General features: G+C 34.2%; 19 protein-coding genes. 6 read left to right on the top strand and 13 right to left on the bottom strand.

Annotated features, from left to right (window positions below; genetic code table 11):
- Position 1: 1 nt before the first annotated feature.
- A complete protein-coding gene (locus tag JI747_RS14375) occupies positions 2–1,330 on the bottom strand; it encodes a PDZ domain-containing protein (protein WP_225689593.1) in 1,329 nt (442 codons plus the stop codon).
- A gap of 109 nt (positions 1,331–1,439) precedes the next feature.
- A complete protein-coding gene (locus JI747_RS14370) occupies positions 1,440–2,078 on the bottom strand; it encodes an alpha/beta hydrolase (protein ID WP_225689592.1) in 639 nt (212 codons plus the stop codon).
- Positions 2,079–2,280: 202 nt separating this feature from the next.
- On the opposite strand from JI747_RS14370, the gene JI747_RS14365 reads away from it, so the two are divergent.
- Positions 2,281–2,754 (top strand): hypothetical protein, encoded by a 474-nt coding sequence (locus JI747_RS14365; RefSeq protein WP_225689591.1) that lies wholly within the window; start codon positions 2,281–2,283, stop codon positions 2,752–2,754.
- Positions 2,755–2,802: 48 nt separating this feature from the next.
- On the opposite strand, the gene JI747_RS14360 is transcribed toward JI747_RS14365, so the two are convergent.
- Entirely contained in the window at positions 2,803–3,441 is a 639-nt protein-coding gene (locus JI747_RS14360) for a response regulator transcription factor (RefSeq protein WP_225689590.1), read from the bottom strand.
- A complete protein-coding gene (locus JI747_RS14355) occupies positions 3,431–5,425 on the bottom strand; it encodes a tetratricopeptide repeat-containing sensor histidine kinase (protein WP_225689589.1) in 1,995 nt (664 codons plus the stop codon). Before JI747_RS14355 ends, JI747_RS14360 begins: the two co-directional genes overlap by 11 nt.
- 209 nt (positions 5,426–5,634) lie before the next feature.
- Here JI747_RS14355 and JI747_RS14350 point away from each other — a divergent pair, with 209 nt between their 5' ends.
- Positions 5,635–6,051, top strand: coding sequence for a hypothetical protein (locus tag JI747_RS14350; RefSeq protein ID WP_225689588.1), 417 nt, complete (start codon positions 5,635–5,637; stop codon positions 6,049–6,051).
- Between the two features lie 79 nt (positions 6,052–6,130).
- Here JI747_RS14350 and tyrS read toward each other — a convergent pair whose 3' ends face one another.
- Positions 6,131–7,426 (bottom strand): tyrosine--tRNA ligase, encoded by a 1,296-nt coding sequence (gene tyrS / locus JI747_RS14345; RefSeq protein ID WP_225689587.1) that lies wholly within the window; start codon positions 7,424–7,426, stop codon positions 6,131–6,133.
- 169 nt (positions 7,427–7,595) lie between these two features.
- Here tyrS and JI747_RS14340 point away from each other — a divergent pair, with 169 nt between their 5' ends.
- Complete coding sequence (locus tag JI747_RS14340; protein WP_225689586.1) at positions 7,596–8,156, top strand: RNA polymerase sigma factor; 561 nt, start codon at positions 7,596–7,598, stop codon at positions 8,154–8,156.
- A gap of 71 nt (positions 8,157–8,227) precedes the next feature.
- On the opposite strand, the gene JI747_RS14335 is transcribed toward JI747_RS14340, so the two are convergent.
- Entirely contained in the window at positions 8,228–8,539 is a 312-nt protein-coding gene (locus JI747_RS14335; protein ID WP_225689585.1) for a GIY-YIG nuclease family protein, read from the bottom strand.
- Positions 8,540–8,615: 76 nt separating this feature from the next.
- The gene (locus JI747_RS14330) at positions 8,616–9,248 is read right to left on the bottom strand and encodes a hypothetical protein (protein ID WP_225689584.1); all 633 of its coding nucleotides are present in this window, start codon (positions 9,246–9,248) and stop codon (positions 8,616–8,618) included.
- Between the two features lie 107 nt (positions 9,249–9,355).
- Here JI747_RS14330 and lipA point away from each other — a divergent pair, with 107 nt between their 5' ends.
- Entirely contained in the window at positions 9,356–10,222 is an 867-nt protein-coding gene (lipA, locus tag JI747_RS14325) for a lipoyl synthase (protein ID WP_039373030.1), read from the top strand.
- A 145-nt stretch (positions 10,223–10,367) separates the two neighbouring features.
- Here lipA and JI747_RS14320 read toward each other — a convergent pair whose 3' ends face one another.
- Positions 10,368–11,228: an AraC family transcriptional regulator gene (locus JI747_RS14320; RefSeq protein ID WP_225689583.1), complete on the bottom strand. Its 861-nt coding sequence runs from the start codon at positions 11,226–11,228 to the stop codon at positions 10,368–10,370.
- Between the two features lie 178 nt (positions 11,229–11,406).
- Here JI747_RS14320 and JI747_RS14315 point away from each other — a divergent pair, with 178 nt between their 5' ends.
- Positions 11,407–12,609 carry an MFS transporter gene (locus JI747_RS14315; RefSeq protein ID WP_225689582.1) on the top strand — a complete coding sequence of 401 codons (1,203 nt, stop codon included), beginning with the start codon at positions 11,407–11,409 and terminating at the stop codon, positions 12,607–12,609.
- A gap of 41 nt (positions 12,610–12,650) precedes the next feature.
- Here JI747_RS14315 and JI747_RS14310 read toward each other — a convergent pair whose 3' ends face one another.
- Positions 12,651–13,031: a SpoIIAA family protein gene (locus JI747_RS14310; protein ID WP_225689581.1), complete on the bottom strand. Its 381-nt coding sequence runs from the start codon at positions 13,029–13,031 to the stop codon at positions 12,651–12,653.
- A 116-nt stretch (positions 13,032–13,147) separates the two neighbouring features.
- On the opposite strand from JI747_RS14310, the gene JI747_RS14305 reads away from it, so the two are divergent.
- Positions 13,148–14,353, top strand: coding sequence for an NAD(P)/FAD-dependent oxidoreductase (locus tag JI747_RS14305; RefSeq protein WP_225689580.1), 1,206 nt, complete (start codon positions 13,148–13,150; stop codon positions 14,351–14,353).
- A gap of 75 nt (positions 14,354–14,428) precedes the next feature.
- Here JI747_RS14305 and JI747_RS14300 read toward each other — a convergent pair whose 3' ends face one another.
- The 4 genes from JI747_RS14300 to JI747_RS14285 all read right to left on the bottom strand — a co-directional run bounded on the left by JI747_RS14300 (position 14,429) and on the right by JI747_RS14285 (position 18,146).
- The gene (locus JI747_RS14300) at positions 14,429–15,610 is read right to left on the bottom strand and encodes a vWA domain-containing protein (RefSeq protein ID WP_225689579.1); all 1,182 of its coding nucleotides are present in this window, start codon (positions 15,608–15,610) and stop codon (positions 14,429–14,431) included.
- Positions 15,611–15,621: 11 nt separating this feature from the next.
- Complete coding sequence (locus JI747_RS14295) at positions 15,622–16,296, bottom strand: SIMPL domain-containing protein (RefSeq protein WP_225689578.1); 675 nt, start codon at positions 16,294–16,296, stop codon at positions 15,622–15,624.
- 113 nt (positions 16,297–16,409) lie between these two features.
- Positions 16,410–17,543 carry a hypothetical protein gene (locus JI747_RS14290; RefSeq protein WP_225689577.1) on the bottom strand — a complete coding sequence of 378 codons (1,134 nt, stop codon included), beginning with the start codon at positions 17,541–17,543 and terminating at the stop codon, positions 16,410–16,412.
- 27 nt (positions 17,544–17,570) lie between these two features.
- The gene (locus JI747_RS14285) at positions 17,571–18,146 is read right to left on the bottom strand and encodes a hypothetical protein (protein ID WP_225689576.1); all 576 of its coding nucleotides are present in this window, start codon (positions 18,144–18,146) and stop codon (positions 17,571–17,573) included.
- Between the last annotated feature and the right edge of the window lie 11 nt (positions 18,147–18,157).

Genomic DNA, 18,157 nt, shown 5'->3' with positions numbered 1-18,157 from the left:
ATTATTCTTGATATGGGATTGGATCTTCTAAGTCAAAGCTTAAAATCATTTCTTTATTATTTCTTTGGATCTGCATATTGATTGTTTTTCCTTCTTCAGACTTCATCATTTCCATTATTTTTTCCATCGTCATATCCACTGTTTTTTTGCCGTTTATACTGATCAACTTGTCGTCTTTTTTAAGGCCGGCTTTATCAGCAGGAGAATCTTTTCTTACCCCTGCAATAGCGAAAATAGGTTTTAACACAAAATTATATTGGAGATTGCTCATAATCAATTCGGTAGCTCCGCTATTTTGATTGTTTTTATTCTGTGTCATGAGGCTTACTTCATCTTTAGACCATTCCAAACCATCTTGCCTGAAATCAAGACCGCTCATATTGAAATGAAATGGATCATTAAAATTTCTGTTTTTTCTTAAGTAGAGCTTCTGATTTGAATAATCAAAAGCGATAGTAAAACGTCTCATAATGTCTCCTCCTATTGATCCTTTTCTATTCTCTATCAAACTTATATGTTGAATAGAATACTCGTCAGGCATCGCTGTTAGTGGTTTTTCAAACCTGAAATTCCCTAAGTATAAATTATGGATTCTGCTTCGTTTTCCATAAATATCTCCATTAAACCCTCTCCCTAAGAAATCATCGATATTAGGTCTGTTATACACAAAATTTTTGATAAGCGTAGGGAATAGCCAAATCGCATCACTGTTTCCAAGATCTATTAGTAATTTAGAATCTTTCTTTTCGTTGGTCATTTCTACATTAGCTAAGATGTAAGGTTTGTTTTTTTCAACGGTAATATCAACTCCTTCGAAATTTTTTATTTTTTTCTTAAATAGATTTTCATCATTATAAATAATAATTTTTTTTGCTAAATAGTCTATGAGAACGAGATGATTTTTAAAAAAGTGATAACCAATAATTCCGTTAACAGGAATTCCTATATGAGATGAAATATTAAAATCTTGATTGGTAATAATAAAAAGTGTTGATGTAGTGCTTGTATAATTCTTTCCTATTCTGATAATATTATTATCGGAGCGAAAACCGTCTATGCTTGCATTACCTCCTAAACCTGAAAATTTAATTTTTTCAAGATTAGGAAGTTTTAAGTCTTTATTTTCAAGGCTAAAAATAGAGGTTTCTGCAACTCCAGTATCTAAAAGAAATGTTAGATTTGCTCCATTTACATTTACCGGAATAAAAATCAGATTGTTGATCAATTTAAAAGGAATTACAGTTTTTTTAGCATTCTGTATTTCAAATGAATTTTGAGCATTTAGTATGATGCTGAATAAAATAATTAATGTAGAATAATAGAATTTCATATAATGAATTTAGTGAATTTATCCTTATCATCAATAAAAAACATTCTCAAATCTGAGAATGCTTATCAATAGTTTATTTAAGGTAGGATATTGTTGAGGTTTTCTTAATTTACTTTGAGAAGAAGTCCATCAGATCCATATAGTTTTTCTGATTGACGCCATGTCCGCTCATATATTCTCTGAATGTAAAGTAACAACTCAGATCATACAGAAGGTCTGCAGCTTTTCGTCCCCATTCTAAAGGAATCACAGCATCGTCTGTTCCGTGGGAAACAAAAAAGCGTAATTTTTCCAGCTTCTTTTTATCTTTTACAATATTTCCCAGTATTTTTTCCTCTGGATAGCTACTTAAGCAAGCGACATAATTGAACATTTCAGGATATCTTAACGCTAAAGAATAACATAAAATACCTCCCTGGCTGAAACCGCAAAGATGGGTTTTGCCATCAACAAGCCCATAATGATTGACAATCTTTAAAATATTTTCTAAAACCGATTGTAAAGATTCTTCAGCTTGTGAAACATCAATGAAGTTTTCCGGGTTATTAAAGTCGATATCATACCAGGAAAAGCCTTCAAACTGGGTGGCTTTAGGAGCTCTGAAACTTACAATAATCCAGTCTTTCGGAAGCGTTTCTCTAAAGCTGAAAAGGTCTTGTTCATTACTTCCGTATCCGTGCAGCATAAAAAGGATTGGAGTACTGGAAGTTATATTTTCGGGTTCTCTTACAATGTAATCTAAATTCATAAAGACAAAGATAAATAATTAATCAAATGGATTGAATTGGAAATCATGATTATATAAGTGAATCGGTTTCCAGGTGATTTTTTATAATTTTATAAAAGCCCTATAATCTTGTTGGGAGGGTTTTAATGATTTGATATTTTTTGTAAATCTTTATTGGAAAATTTTCATAAAAGTTATTTTTATATTGATAAAAAGCCTATATTTGAAACATAAAAATTTATTTGGAGAAATGAAGCAATTTTACAAATCAAAAAATTTACTTAGACTTTCTTATTTATTTGCTGTGTTATTTTCAGTAATTGTAGTGGTTAATTCTTGTAAAAAAGACGACGATGATGGATATGTAGATCATGTTGTTCAATTTGAAGCAAAAATAGTTCCTGGCGGAACGACTCCTCCAACCGCTCCTATTCATATTTTTAAAACAATTGTTACTCAGGTAGGTACTAACCAACAGACTCAGTTTGATACTGAAGGACTGACTTGGGCAAGTGGAGAATTTTTCGTGAATTCTAGCCAGTCACAATTGAATTTAGCAGCTAATGCAGAACTTCCTAACCCTGATTCTAAGCTTACTGTTACCATCTGGATAGATGGAGAAGTTGCTGAAACGGCTACTGTAACAGGTAATGGAACTAAAAGTGCTGCTGTAGCTCACAGTTTCCTTGAATTATAAAAAATACTTTTATATATCTTTAAAAACCCACCTTATTAAGGTGGGTTTTTAGTTACCGATCATATTGTGCTGAATGGCCAGACTGATAAGCTCTGTAGAATTCTTTGCCTGAAACTTTTGAAGTAAGTTTTTCCTGTGCGTATCTACGGTTAATGGGCTTAAAAACAATTCATCAGCAATCAAAGCACTGGTTTTTCCTTCCGCAACCAATTTTAAAATTTCCTTTTCCCTTTTCGTTAATCTTGGAACGGTTATTTCCGTATGTGAAAGTTTACTTATAATTTGTTTCGTCTCATTACAGAAAACGATATTTCCGGAGAGTACACCTCTTAGACATTCTATGAGTTCATCAATAGACGTGTTTTTTAATAAATATCCACTGGCTCCGTTTTGAATACACTGCATGATAATACTCCTTTCAGATCTGTTACTGAACATAATTACTGAAGTGTCCGGAACTGTTTTCTTGATCTCATTACAAAGTTCAATTCCGTTACAGTCGGGCAAAGTGATGTCCAGAAGAATAATATCTATAGGATGGGTCTTTATAAAGTCAATGATTTCCGAGCCTGTTGTGAAACTTTGAAGAATATGAAAATACGACTGATTGCTCAGCATCATTTTTAGGCCTTCAATCACAATAGGGTGGTCGTCTACAATGACGATGTTTATTTTTTCAGTCTGCATGCGTATTAAGTTCAATGTTTATGGTAGTTCCTTCACTGTCAGAGCTTATTTCCATTTTTCCTTTCAGGTAATCTACTCTGTTTTTCAGATTTAGAAGTCCGAGACTTTTTGTTTTTTCTGTACTGTTTTTTGCAAATCCGTTTCCGTTGTCTTCAATGGTAATGAAGAAATTTTCTTCGGACTGAGAACATTGGAGCAAAATATTATTGGCACCGGAATGCTTTACCGCATTGGCTAAGAGTTCCTGTACAATTCTGTAAATATTAAGCTGGATATTAAGTGGCAGCTTTTTTTCAATATTGATCGGTTGAAAATCTATATCAAGATCTTTTCTGATGTAAAAATCACAAAGATCATTTAAAGCAGTTTCCAGTCCGAAATTAAGTAAGGATTCAGGCATCAGGTTTCTGGCAACGTGGCGAAGCTCGCCAACAGAATTATCCAACTGTGACAGGATTCTGTAAAACTCTTTATCTTTTTCAGGGTCAAGGTGGTTGGAAGACCATGTTGAAAAATTAATTTTTACTCCGGCAAGCATTCCGCCTAAACCATCATGAAGATCTCTGGCAACACGCTCTCTTTCCCTTTCTTCACCTTCAAGAATGGCTTTGGTGAGACTGAGTTCTTCTTTTTGTTTTATATCAGTGATTTTTTGCTGAAGATTGATTTCCTTTTGCTCAGATATTTTTTTGTTTTTTCTGTAGATGATAAAGAAGAAAATAAAAAAGATAATCAATAATGACAGGACGAGACTGAGTCCTATTAAATAGGAGTTTTTCTTATTTACTTCCAGTTCCCTTTGTTTTTTTTCGGCATTCAGAGTCGCGATTTTTCTCTCTTTTTCGGCAGTATTGAATTTTGCTTCAATCTTATTGATCTCTAATTTTACACTTTCAGAATTCAGGCTGTCATTCAGTTTAGAATATTTTTGTTCCCACAGCAAAGCTTTCTTAGCATCTCCCATTTCCTGACTAAGCAGTGAAAGCTGTTTGTAGATCATTTTTCTGTTGTTAAGATCTGAGGCTAAAGATTGCTCTGCAAGGATATCTTCAAGAGTTTTTTTGGCTTCATCATACCTTTTCAGTTTTTTTAAAATATCATACTTGTTGAAGTAAAACATTTGTGCCAGTAAATTCTGCCCGAATTTCACTGAATAAAAAATACCTTTCTGAATAACAGGAAGTGCTTCTTCATTTCTTTGCTTGGTAATCAGGTAAAGCGTTTTTCCATAATAATAAAAAGCATTGGCAGAAGATTCAGGGTAGGGTTGTATCAGTTTTTCGGCTTTATCGAGGAATTTTTTGGCTTCATCACCTTTGGCCTGATAACAGAAATTGCTGGCGGAATTCAAATACGTATAAAACAGCTCAGAAGAATTCGGATATGACTTTTCTAAGATGGCTAAAGCTTTTTTATTATAGTTTCCTGCTTTTTCAAACTCTGCATTATAAGTAAGGATAATGGCGAGTTGCGTGTATAAAAAACCGAGACTTTTGTTATTTTCATACTTTTCAACCAAAGGAATACTTTTTTCAAGGATGATCTTCAGTAAAAACGGATATCCTTCTTTGTTTTTTTGAGTCACTCCGTAGCTGTACCATGCAAGAGCCTGTAAAAAAGCCGATTCTTCAGTTTTAAATTTAGATAATTCTTTAATAGAAAGCTGATAAAAAAGGGCTGCTTTTTCTTTATTATGATCCAGATTGTACTGGCCTTCAAAATAAAAATATTTAGCAAGAAGATAAGGATTCTTTTGAGCCAGTTTTTTTCCCTGTTCCAGATATTTTCTGCTGAGAGAAGAATCTGTATTCCGGTAATAATTGGATAAAAGAAAAGCGGATTCTGCGATAGACTGGGCATTTGTTTTTGTATGAACTACATTTTTTAAACTATCTAAATAAGGCTTTTCATTGAGTGGGATAATTTGTTGAGCTTGTAACGTAAAAGATATTAATATACTTAATAAAATAAGTAGTCTGTTCATGAGTTGTTGATTCGGTTGTTTAGAACGGTGATTTTATAAAACGCCCAATTTACCTAAAAAAAACAGCATAAAAAATACCTTGTTTTAGGTATAAAAAAATACTTGTTTTTTAGGATTGATAGGTTAGGCATCTACTGATAGCTTTGCAGGTACCAAATCACTAATCATAGAATATTTAATTAAAGTAGAAAAATTTAACAAAAAAACTTATGAAAAAAATGAAAATCGTACATGTCTTGAGAGGAACTTTTGTAGCATTAATGGCAACCATGTTGATCGGATTCGTCGCATCTTGTAAAAATGATGATGACGACAATATTCCCGGAGCCGGAAAATCTCATAAAGTTGTTTTCAAAGCCATAGCTTCCTCAGGAAGTGATATCGATGTTGCTGTTTACGGAATTGATGGAAATCCTACAACGGCATCAAGCCTTAGCGGAACCACTTGGACAAGCCCGGAAGTTACTTCTGATGCAGGTGCTTATGGTGCTAATATCGCCGTGGGAGCAACAGGAGCAAATGCCTCATCTACCTTAAAAGTTCAAATCTGGGTAGACGGAGAACTTAAAAAAGAAGGAACGTCTAGCGGCCAGGTTTTATCGGCTTCAGCTTCCTATACATTCTAAAAAATGCAGGATTAATTTTGTGATGAAAAAAAGCGGCGAGATTTATCTCGCCGCTTTTTGTATATATCTTTAGTAAAGATTAAATCACTTTTACAATGAAGTAGCTTTTCTTTCCTTTTTGTAAAAGAAGAAATTTTCCGTCAATTAAATCACTTTCATTAGCAGTATACACTTCATTTACCTTTTGTTTATTTACAGAAATTGAATTTCCTTTCAATTCTCTTGTCGCTTCACTTTTAGATTTTAAAAAACCTGATTTTTCAGAAAGTAAGTCAACAATATTTACTCCTAAAACATCATTTTTTGCCACTTCTTTTTGAGAAACTCCATCAAAAACTTCAAGAAAAAGCTCTTCATCAAGATTTGCCAAATCTTCAGCAGTTGAACGTCCAAAAAGAATTTCAGAAGCCTTCAATGCTTTTTCATATTCTTCTCTTCCGTGAACCCAAACTGTTACTTCCTCAGCTAATTTTTTCTGCAGTTTTCTTTCATTTGGAGATATTTTATGTTCCTCAATTAAAGCTTCAATTTCCTCTTTCGCTAAAAAAGTATAGAATTTAATGAATCTTTCCGCATCATCATCTCTTGAATTGACCCAAAACTGGTAGAATTTGTAAGGGGAAGTTTTCTTTTGATCTAGCCAATAATTTTCTCCGCTTTCAGATTTTCCGAATTTAGTACCATCCGCTTTCGTAATCAGAGGAACAGTCAAAGCAAATGCTTCTCCCTGAGCTTTTCTGCGGATAAGTTCTGTACCGGTTGTGATATTTCCCCACTGGTCAGAACCTCCCATCTGAAGCTTTACATTATTATTCTGGTATAAATGTAAAAAGTCATACCCTTGAATCAATTGGTAGGTAAATTCTGTAAAGCTCATCCCATCTGCACCGGATTCTCCCGAAAATCTTTTCTTCACAGAATCTTTCGCCATCATATAATTTACGGTAATATTTTTTCCTACATTTTTTGCAAAATCAAGGAAAGAAATATTTTTCATCCAGTCGTAGTTGTTGACCAATTCTGCTTTATTGGTTTCATTTCCGTCAAAATTTAAAAATCTTGAAAGTTGGTTTTTCAGGCAATCAACATAATGAAGAAGGGTAGCTTCATCTAAAAGATTTCTTTCGGCAGACTTTCCTGAAGGGTCACCAATCATTCCTGTAGCACCACCAACCAACGCAATCGGCTTATGACCGTGCTGTTGAAAATGAGCCAAAATTTTGATCTGAATAAGACTTCCGATATGTAAAGAATCTGCGGTAGGATCAAAACCGATATAGGCTGTTGTCATTTCCTTATCCAGTTGCTCATCCGTTCCGGGCATCATGTCGGCAAAAAGCCCGCGCCATTTCAGTTCTTCAATAAAAGAGTTCATTATTTTCTGCTTTAAAATTTAATGTGCAAAGATAAGAAATTCAATAGGAAAGGAATACGTGCTGAACATAAAATGTACAATCCTTGAGAATTTTAGGGTAATAATCAATCTGAAACAGATAAACCTACATTTTTGCGGATATGAAACAAATCAGTTATATTTGTTAGTAATGAACGACGAACAATTATTCCTGCTTATTGCTAAAGCTAAAGAAAAAGACCAGAAAGCTCAGACCAAGCTTATCAATATCTTCTGGGTTGATACTTTTTCTTTTGTGATGAAAAAGGTAATGGATGAAAATGATGCAGATGAAATTACGGTGAATGTTTTCTCAAAGGTTCTGTCTAAACTGGATATGTACGATCCTCATTTTCAGTTTAAAACTTGGGTGTTGACGATTGCTCAAAATACAATCATCGATTTTTGGAGAAAAAAATCAAGAGAAAATCAGGATCCTACAGAGAATCTTGATGAAGTAAAAAACCAGTATGCAAAATCTCCAGAAGAATTGATGATCTCTGATGAAGAACAAAAGAAAATCATTAAAGCAATCGAATCTTTAGATGCCAATTATCAGGATATTATCCGATTGAGATTTTTTGAAGAAAAAAGCATTAAAGAAATTGCCGAAGAATTGGGGATTTCTGTTGCCAATACCAAAGTTCGTGTCATGCGGGCGAAAAAAGTCTTGGCAGAATTGCTGAAAAACAATGAGTTTGAGGATAATTAATTGTAAGAATACAATCAATATGTTATTTATCCATTCTGATTGTCATTCCGTAGGAATCTAAGCTGTTACTTTCACACTATATCTTTAAATAAATAATTCCAAAAATCTAAATTAGGATTTACAAGTCTTATCAACTCTAATTTTTTATTTCTTGAAAGGTTTTTAATTTCTTTTTCTCTTTCAATTGCTTGTTGAATCCATCCGAATCTTTCATAAAACTCTACATTATATCTTGCTGTAAAGCTACTTGAATTTTGTTTGGTTGTATGTTGATCTAAACGTTGATGCAGATTTCCGGTCACACCTGTATAAAAAACAGTTTTTCTTTTGTTTGTGAGAATATAAACATAGAATCTATAAATTCCCTCTGAAAATTCTATCATTTGTGTTGTGTTTTAATATTATAAAAGGCTTAGATTCCTACGGAATGACAAGGGGAAATGGAAATCTTACTTTTAATTATAAATAAACTTTCTCTTTGGTTTTGGGAAGCTCAATTTCTATCCTTTCCTTCTCATTTCTGTTTTGAAGATTTAATTTTATTCCTTTTTTAATAAAGACTTCTTTTTTAGAACTTCCATATTCCTTCGTATTTTCAACTTCCTTATCAAAATTGATTTGCCCTGTTGAAAGATTAAAATCAACATCGGTCCAGTATTCTTCCGGTTTTCCGCTGCTTGATGAATGACCGATCAGTTCAAAATGTCCGTTCTGAAACCTGTATTTATCAGTGTATCCCCATTTCCAGCTGCTTCCTCCGGCTTGTGTAATCAGTAAAATCCCTTTTTGAATCTGAGTATCCTGATAAGGATCGCCCATCATTCCGCCTTCGCCGCTTTTCAGAACAGCATTTCTTGATTTTTCTAAAACCGTCCATTTTCCGTTTACTTTTTTCAGAATCTGAATTTCACGGATGGTTCCGTAATCGGTGCTGTCTTTAGTATTGTAAATAATAACTTTCTCAGGAATGTTGTCACCGTCCAGATCACCGTCAACGGTTTCCATGATTGTAGAACCTTTGGGTTGAAATTCTTTTTGTGCAAAACAAAATGTACCGAAAACCAAGGATAGAATGCAGAATGTCGTCTTCATAAAATATTTTGAGTTTTAAAATTACAAAATTATCTGTTTCATCAATGTCTGTCTTTGATTGTTTCGATAAAAAAATCACTAACTTTGAACCTCAATTTGAGAAATAAATGGAAAATTTAGTTCAAGATACTACCGTTCAAAAACCAAAATGGATTCGCGTAAAACTTCCTACCGGAAAGAATTACAGAGAATTGAGAACCTTGGTTGATAAATATAAATTAAATACGATTTGCCAGAGTGGAAGCTGCCCGAATATGGGTGAATGTTGGGGAGAAGGAACAGCAACTTTCATGATCTTAGGAAATATCTGTACAAGAAGCTGCGGATTTTGCGGGGTAAAAACCGGAAAACCTATGGATGTAAATTGGGATGAGCCTGAAAAAGTAGCACGTTCAATCAAATTAATGAAAATCAAACATGCGGTTTTAACTTCTGTTGACCGTGATGATTTGAAAGACATGGGTTCTATTCTTTGGGGAGAAACTGTAAATGCAGTAAGAAGAATTTCTCCGGGAACCACAATGGAAACATTGATTCCGGATTTCCAGGGGATTACAAAACACCTTGACAGAATGGTAGAAGTTGCTCCTGAAGTGATTTCTCACAATATGGAAACGGTAAAACGTCTGACAAGAGAAGTGAGAATTCAGGCAAAATATGAAAGAAGCCTTGAAGTACTGAGATATCTGAAAGAAGCAGGTCAGAGAAGAACAAAAACCGGTGTAATGCTTGGTTTAGGTGAAACCAGAGATGAGGTTTTTCAGACGATTGAAGACATCAGAAATGCGAATGTAGATGTCATTACTTTAGGACAATATTTACAGCCGACAAAGAAACATCTTCCTGTAAAAAAATTCATTACTCCGGAAGAATTTGATGAGTTTGGAGATTTCGCAAGAAGCTTAGGTTTCAGACACGTTGAAAGTTCACCTTTAGTAAGAAGTTCTTACCACGCAGAAAAACATATTCATTAAAAATACAATCGCTTCAGAAATGAAGCGATTTTTTATTGGCATAGTGACGACTTAACAATGAGGACGCTTGTCATTCTGAATGTAGCAAAGCGTAATGAAGAATCTATAAAAAGATATTAATATTCATCCTTTGTCGGAATGACGCTTATATCGACTCAACAATATTACTCAGATGATTTTTCTTAAATTCTGAAGGCGTTTTTCCCGTATGATGTTTGAATAATTTATTGAAATAGGAAAGACTTTCAAATCCTACATGAAAACACACTTCGGTCACAGACTCATCTTTTAATAAAAATATTTGTGCCTGATTGATTCTGTAATTATTAACAAAATCTGTAAAGGTCATATTCGTTTGTTTTTTAAAATAGCGGCAAAAAGCGGGCGTACTTAAACTTACAGTTTGTGCGATCTCATTTACATTGGGCTTTTTATCATAATTTTCATGAATGTAACTGTAAATTGTCCCCATTCTGATTTTATCATTCAGAAACCACTTGATTCGGGTGTCTTCGTTATTCAGTTCCTTTACTTCGGTAGAATGGGCAAGAATCTGTAAAATTTCCATCAGACCTATTAAAGATTCGAAAGTATTTTTATCCTTAATGTTGTGAAGCTTCTCAACAACAGTTTGTTTGGTTTTTCCTGAAAAAGAAAGACCAAGATGAGATCGTTCCAATAGTTTTTTGATCGTGTCAAATTCAGGAACGCTAAGAATGAGATCATGGAGAAAGTTTTCTCTCATCTGTAAAACAAGCTGTTTGCATTCGGTCTGAATTCCATAATCAAAGTTAAGATGGGGAACATTGGAGCCTATTAACAGCAGATCACTGTCTACAAAGCTGGAAATATCTTTTCCAACGTGACGGATTCCCTTTGAGGCTTCTACGTAAACAAGCTCTATTTCAGGATGATAATGCCAGAAGAAACAGTTTTTAAGAGACGGAGAAAAAAGCTTAAAAGACTTCTCTTTTTCAAATTCTATGATTTCTTTCTGAATTTTCATTTTGTCCTGATTTGATTATTTAAGACTATAAAATTAAATAAAAAGGTTAATGTGGAGCAAATTAATATCATCAGAGTGGAGGTGAAAACCATATTTTCTGTCGATTTTTGCATTTTCAAATTAGAATCGGTTGTTGTCATCGGTTCATTCAAAAAAAATTCAAAAAAGGTTTAGATATATGGGATTGGATAAAAGAATTTTGCCGCTTGCAATAGGAGGTTTAGGAATCGGGACTACGGAGTTTACGGTAATGGGTCTGCTTCCTGATATTGCGAAATCACTTCAGATTACCATTCCTGAAGCAGGACACTTAATTTCTGCTTATGCAATGGGAGTTGTTATCGGAGCACCTATTTTAATTGGGTATTCTGTAAAATTTCCTCCTAAAAAAGTGTTGATTGCATTGATGGTGATCTTTACTTTATTCAATGCTTTATCCGCAATTGCACCCGATTATACAACGATGCTGATTATCAGATTCCTGTCCGGATTGCCGCATGGAGCATTTTTTGGTGTAGGAACAGTTGTAGCAGCGAGAATGGCAGGAAAAGGAAAAGAAGCCTTCTATATTTCTTTAATGTTTACTGGCCTTACAGTTGCCAATCTTGCAATGGTTCCGCTGGTTACTTATATCGGCCATACTTTCCATTGGAGATGGTACTTTGCGATCGTTGCCGTCATTGGATTATTAACGCTAATCTCTCTAAAACTCTGGCTTCCGGTTCTGGAAAGAAAAGAAGACAGTCACTTTTTGGAAGAACTGAAATTTCTTAGAAGCAGACAGTCATGGCTGGTTCTGCTGATCACAGCAATAGGTTTTGGTGGATTATTCACATGGTTCAGTTATATTACACCTTTAATGACGATTGTAGCAGGAATTAAAGAAAGTCAGATGGCTTATGTTATGGTTCTTGCAGGAGGCGGAATGGTGGTTGGAAATCTTGTTGGAGGATATATTTCTGACAGAATGAGTCCTGAAAAAACCTGTATACTATTGATATTTTTAATGATGTGTGCTTTGGCGGGAGTATTTTTCTTTTCAAACAACCAAACCACAGCATTAATCTTAACATTTGTTTGCGGAGCTTTATCCATGTCGGTTTCAGCACCGATCAATATCATGATGATGAAAGCAGCCCCTAAAAGTGAAATGATGGCGGCAGCGTTTATGCAGGCAGCTTTTAATATAGCAAATGCAATGGGAGCTTTCTTGGGAGGGATTCCTTTAGAAAAAGGGTTGTCATTTAATTATCCTTCATTGGTAGGAGTGGGAATGACCTTCATTGGGCTAGTCATTGCCTTGAGATATAAATACCTATATGGTTCACAACAGCAGGACGAAGATGATCTTGAAGTGGAATGTGTATCATGTGATAAATAAAAAAAAGAGAAGCAGATTTTGCTTCTCTTTTTTATAGCAGATTATGCTTCTACTTCATTGCCATTTTTGCACCAGTATAAAGCATTGTAAAGATTTTCTTTTGAAAAAGATTTAAATTCTCCCGGCATCAGAACACTGAAAATATCCGTGAAATTTTGGACTCCCTTTTCGTCTGTTACAATCGCAACTCTGTTCCAATTAATTAAATTTTTTAATCCTAAAAGCATATCCTCAAACCAGGCTCCTACCGTAAAATTATCAATATCTGTATCTAAATAGAGTAAATAATTCAACTCATGAAAATGCTCTACTTTAGCTTTTACTACAGGAAACACAAGGTTTTCAAAATCTTCTTTCGTTACTTCTCCTGTTGCATTGAATGCTGCAACATTCTCCGGAGCTTCTGGGATAATCGTTATCATATTGTTATTTTTTAGTGATTTGATGTGGGATTTCAACAACAAAAATTAAACCATTATTTAATTTTAATAAAAATAAAAAGGCTTGATTGTTGATACTATAAAGAAAAAATAATCTTGTGGATCTGAAATCAAACGAACCTTTCTGGCTTTTAAAAAACGGACTTATACAATCATATCCTTCATTGAAATCAGATGAAGAATGTGAAGTTTTAATTATCGGAGGAGGAATTACGGGAAGTTTAATTGCCCATCAAATGATAAAAGATGGTTATAAAACAATTCTTATTGATAAACGGGAACTGTGCAACGGAAGCACCTCAGCAACGACTTCAATGCTGCAATATGAAATTGATATTCCTCTTTATGAATTGATTGAACAAATAGGAGAAAAGGGAGCGGTGGAAAGCTATAAAGCCTGTTCTGATGCGATTGACAGGATTGAAAAGTTAACCAAAGAAATTAAATCTGATGCCGGATTTAAAAGAAAGGAATCTCTGTACTTTGCTTCAAAAAAGAAAGATGTAAACTGGTTAAAAAAAGAATTTGAAGCCAGGAAAAATGCAGGTTTCAAAGTAAAATGGCTGGAAACTGATGAGATTGTAAAAAGATTTGGTTTTGAAAATACACATGGCGGGATTTTATCTAAACAGGGCGCAAGTATTGATGCCTTTAAATTTGCTCATGAATTATTCGAAGTCAATACACGAAAAGGACTGAAGATCTATGATAAAACAGAAATGATAAGATTGGAATACCATAAAGGTTTCAATATGGCCACGGTAGATTCAGGGTTTAAGATTAAAGCAAAAAAAATAATCTATTGTATTGGCTATGAAAGCAAAAATATGATCAGAGAAAATTTTGTTAATCTGAAAAGTACTTATGCGATTGTTTCTGAAGTTACAGCTGAAAAGTTTAAAAATATAGGAAATATGCTGGTTTGGAATACGGATGATCCTTATATGTACATGCGCACCACAGATGATGACAGATTGCTGATTGGTGGAGGTGATGAAGATTTTTATGATGCAAAAAAACGGGATGCCCTTTTGAATAAAAAAGAAAAAGAAATTCTCAGAACCTTAAAAAAAATAAAACTCGATTACCAGTTTTATACCGATTTTGTCTGGGCAGGAACTTTTGGAGAAACGAAAGACGGACTTCCGTATATAGGAACGCATGAAAAGTTTAAAAATTCCTATTTCGTTCTCGGTTTTGGAGGCAACGGAATTACCTTTTCTGTAATAGGAATGGAGATGGCTTCTTTGTTTCTGAAAGGTAAAAAACATCCGCTTTCGAAATATTTTCAATTTAAAAGATAGGTTTCGGCGGCGGCAAAGCCGCCGCCGAAACTTTAAAACCTGCAGATTCGGCAAATCTTCACAGGATCTCTAACATTATAAACTATATCCGTTTTTCTTGGCCAGTTCAAGAACCGACTTTTCTATGGCTTTTCCAAGATCATCAGCATCTGAGCTTCCTCTTTTTTTCATCTCTTCATCAATGAAAGTCTGACGTTTCTTAGACAGTTCTTCAATTTCTCTCTGAATTTTTTCACGTTCGGCAGACTTTGCAGCAACGGCTTTTGTGATTTCTTCCTTGCTTTTGCCTTTCAGCTCTTTCGGAAGTTCCTCTTCTTTTACCGATGACATGAAATTAGCATCCTTTTCGGCGCGGTCTACCAGATCCCAATGATCGTTTTTATAGGCATTTTTCTTAGATTTGGCAACCGTTCTTTCCACAGCATTGGAAACAGACTGGGCTTCTGCATTTCTGTCCTGTGCAGCTTGCTTTACCTTATATTCAGAGCCATGACTTCCGTAATAGATGTACGTATCGTTCAGCTTTGTATTGCATTCTGAAATCCTTATATCATAGGGTGTTTCAATATAAATGACCTTTCTGTCGCTGTCGATATTGAAATATTTTCCGTCTCCGAGTGAAGCTCCGTTTTGCCAGAAAGTCTGTATACCTTCATTTCTGTCACCACAGAAAATCGTATTCGTATAAATATTCTTTCTTTTTGCGCTTGAGATCACCTCTTTATAATTAATCTTTCCCTGATCGAAAGGCTCATTTCCGGCAATATAGATCAGTTTCATGCTTTTTTCGTTTCCGTCCCAGTTCAGGTTCGTGGCAGCATCACGAATGACGGCTCCGCAATATTCACTTCCGCCATTGGTTCTTAAAGCAAACAGCTTTTCGGAAATTAAATCAAGATCCTGAGTAAGCGGCGCAACTTGTCGGATATAATTTTCATCCTGAAGCCCATCATTTCCGTATTCGTACAAAGCAATTTCAACTTGTGGAGCTTTTCCGTTGTACTTTAGGGTAGTCAGAGTATTTACAATATTCCATAATCTGGATTTTGCCTGGTCGATTAATCCATCCATACTGTTTGACGTATCCAAAAGCAAAGCAACCTGAATTTTATTCTCTTTACTTACTGTTGCCGAACCTTGATTGTTCTGAACAATGGTACGTTGTGAAGGCTTTTCACACCCTTTTACAGGCGAGGTCTGTGCATTTAGAAAAGCAGCTGTCCCAATGGTTAATGCTAACGTTTTAATAGGTATCATGATTTTGTGTTTTAAAGGATTTCGTATTTTGTTTTGATGCTGTATTTCAGCTTGATATTATCGATATTTTCGAAAGAATAATCGATTCCTGTATCTGCAGCTTCCAGTTGTATATTGCTTACCCTTGCAGCTTTATAAGCAGCAGGAATTACAGTGTCACTTGTGTAATCTTCAATTTCTACGATTTCAAGAGGAGCTCCTGTTTTTTTGTTGATGCTTTCCAAGAGATAATCTGCTTTTTCTTTAGCAGCTTTTAACGCATTGATCTTTACTGTTTTTCTGAAATCGGCGATCTTTGTGTTTTTAATTTCAGCAATACTGATGTTGCTTACCCACTTTTGATTAAGATTTTCAAACAAATTGCCCATGTCGGTCGCTTTGTTCACTTTAAACTGAAAACTTTTCGTAAAAGTCTTTTTAAAGTACATATTCTGATACATCGATTTGAACTTGATGTCTTCGTTTTTTACTCCGCTGCTTTTTAGGATTTCAAACAGCTTTTTTTCGTTTGTGGCAAGATCATTCTTGTTATCGCCTTTTATTCCGATGCTGAAGATGATCTCATCCGGTTCCACTTCCATTTCTGCAACTCCGGTTACTTCAATGGCATTTTTCTTTACTTCCTGTGCATTCGCAAAACTTGCCAGTGTAAAAAATCCGATCAATAAAAAATGTGTAAGTTTCATAATGTCCTGTTTAAATTTCTAAAGTAAAATTACCCTAAACAGAAACTGAAATTTGGTAAACTTGGTGAACTGAGGTTTTCACTTGGTGAAAGAAATAAGAATGAAAGTAAAAACTAATCCACCAAAATATGGAACCTGTCCTGTAATGCATTCATTCCTTTGCTGTCAACTGATTTAGCCTTTATGATCTGATGATTATAAGAAAAAATAATAGAATCATCTTTCTGATTTTTTACTAATAAATGTTTTGAAACAGTATGCTGATCATCTTCAATAATGATATGCTGATCAAATGAAATCTCATAATGAAAAGAAATCATCTTTTCTGAAGATTTTTCCATGAAGATCAGATAATGGTCTTTATGAAAAAATAGATATTGATAAGGACTGTCAGATGAAATGATTTCATAGGCTCCTGCTAAACCCAAAGAATCTTTTTTATCGTCCGTATCAAAACCATTATTGAAATAAGGCAATCCTATTTTAATAAAGATCATTCCTAAAATCAGAACCTTAAAAAAAGTTGTGTAGGGTAGAAATATGGGTTGATCAAAAAAAGTTTTATCCCGAAAATTGATGATTTTAAGAATAAGTTCCCAACCTTTTTTTCTTACAAGAAAAATGCTCATTCCAAGTAAGATTACTGAAAAGAATTTCACAGAAATATCAAAACTAATATTGATAATAAATACCTGAGTAAAACAAATGACAGCCAATAACAATCCTGAAAACCGGGATCGTCTGAACAATAATAAAATACCCGAGAAAAGTTCAATAGAACCTATGATTGTATTATAAATCTTGGATGTTCCCATTGTGCTCCAAAACAGAATATCCTTATCCAGATTTCCCAGTCGGGTAAACAGAATATTAGATTCAGGTTCCGGAAACTGGGTTTTAAAAATCTTATCGATACCATATTTTATTAAAACCACAGAGATATACATCACACATACATATTCTGTAATAGATAAAAAACGACTGGCCCAGCTTTTCTTTATCAGACAGCTGAAAATAATGGAAGTAAACAGAAGAATAATCAACAAAACCAACATCGAATAACTATCCGAACTGAAATCGAGTCTTAGATTCTTTTTACTGAAAATAGTTTCCAGTAAAAATTGGGTACTCCTTCCGAAAACAAATTGAGTGAATTTCCGTTGAAAATCATTTAAGAAATTCAACGGAAAAAAAATAATAAACTGCAGAAAAAAAGCACCGATAAAAGTATTGATTCTTCTTACCATTTGTAATTTAGGGATGCGATGAAACTCTTAACGGGATTTTCTATAAACAACGACAAAAGCTAATGCTGCAATGCTTATCACAAGATAATACAGCATATCCACTTTAGATTTAGTATTATTTATTTCTGCGGTTTTTACTGTCTTTTTACTGGGAATAGGTTTATACTGTTTTGTTTCTTTATCATATTTAAGAAAGACAGTACTGTCGAGATCATTCTCAAAATTATAATTTCTTCTTAGCACATTCTTTACACTATCTATATTCTGGCTTGAAAAAATAGGATGATTGTACACCGTATCTCTTCCGGTGTTCCATTTCTCGGTATTGGAATTCCTTCTGTCTTTATGGAGTACTGAAGTTACGATCACGCTTTTCTTATCATCAATGATAATTACACTGTCTAATTTTGGATTGATAATATAAGGTTCCGGTCTTATTCCAAGATTGGAATAATTGGTATTGTAGCTGTCTTCTACAATACTTTTTTCGAAGTATTCCATATTTCCGCTATGGCTTTTATATGAAATTAATTTGGTCTGAGCGAATGACTGACCGCTCAAAAGTAACACGGCCAAATGAATTAAAAAAGATAGATTTTTCATAAGTAGTAAGA

Source organism: Chryseobacterium tagetis (assembly GCF_016735585.2).
GTDB classification, from domain to species: domain Bacteria; phylum Bacteroidota; class Bacteroidia; order Flavobacteriales; family Weeksellaceae; genus Chryseobacterium; species Chryseobacterium tagetis.
Note: the sequence above shows the minus strand (reverse complement) of the source record. Positions and strands in the feature narration are given on the sequence as shown.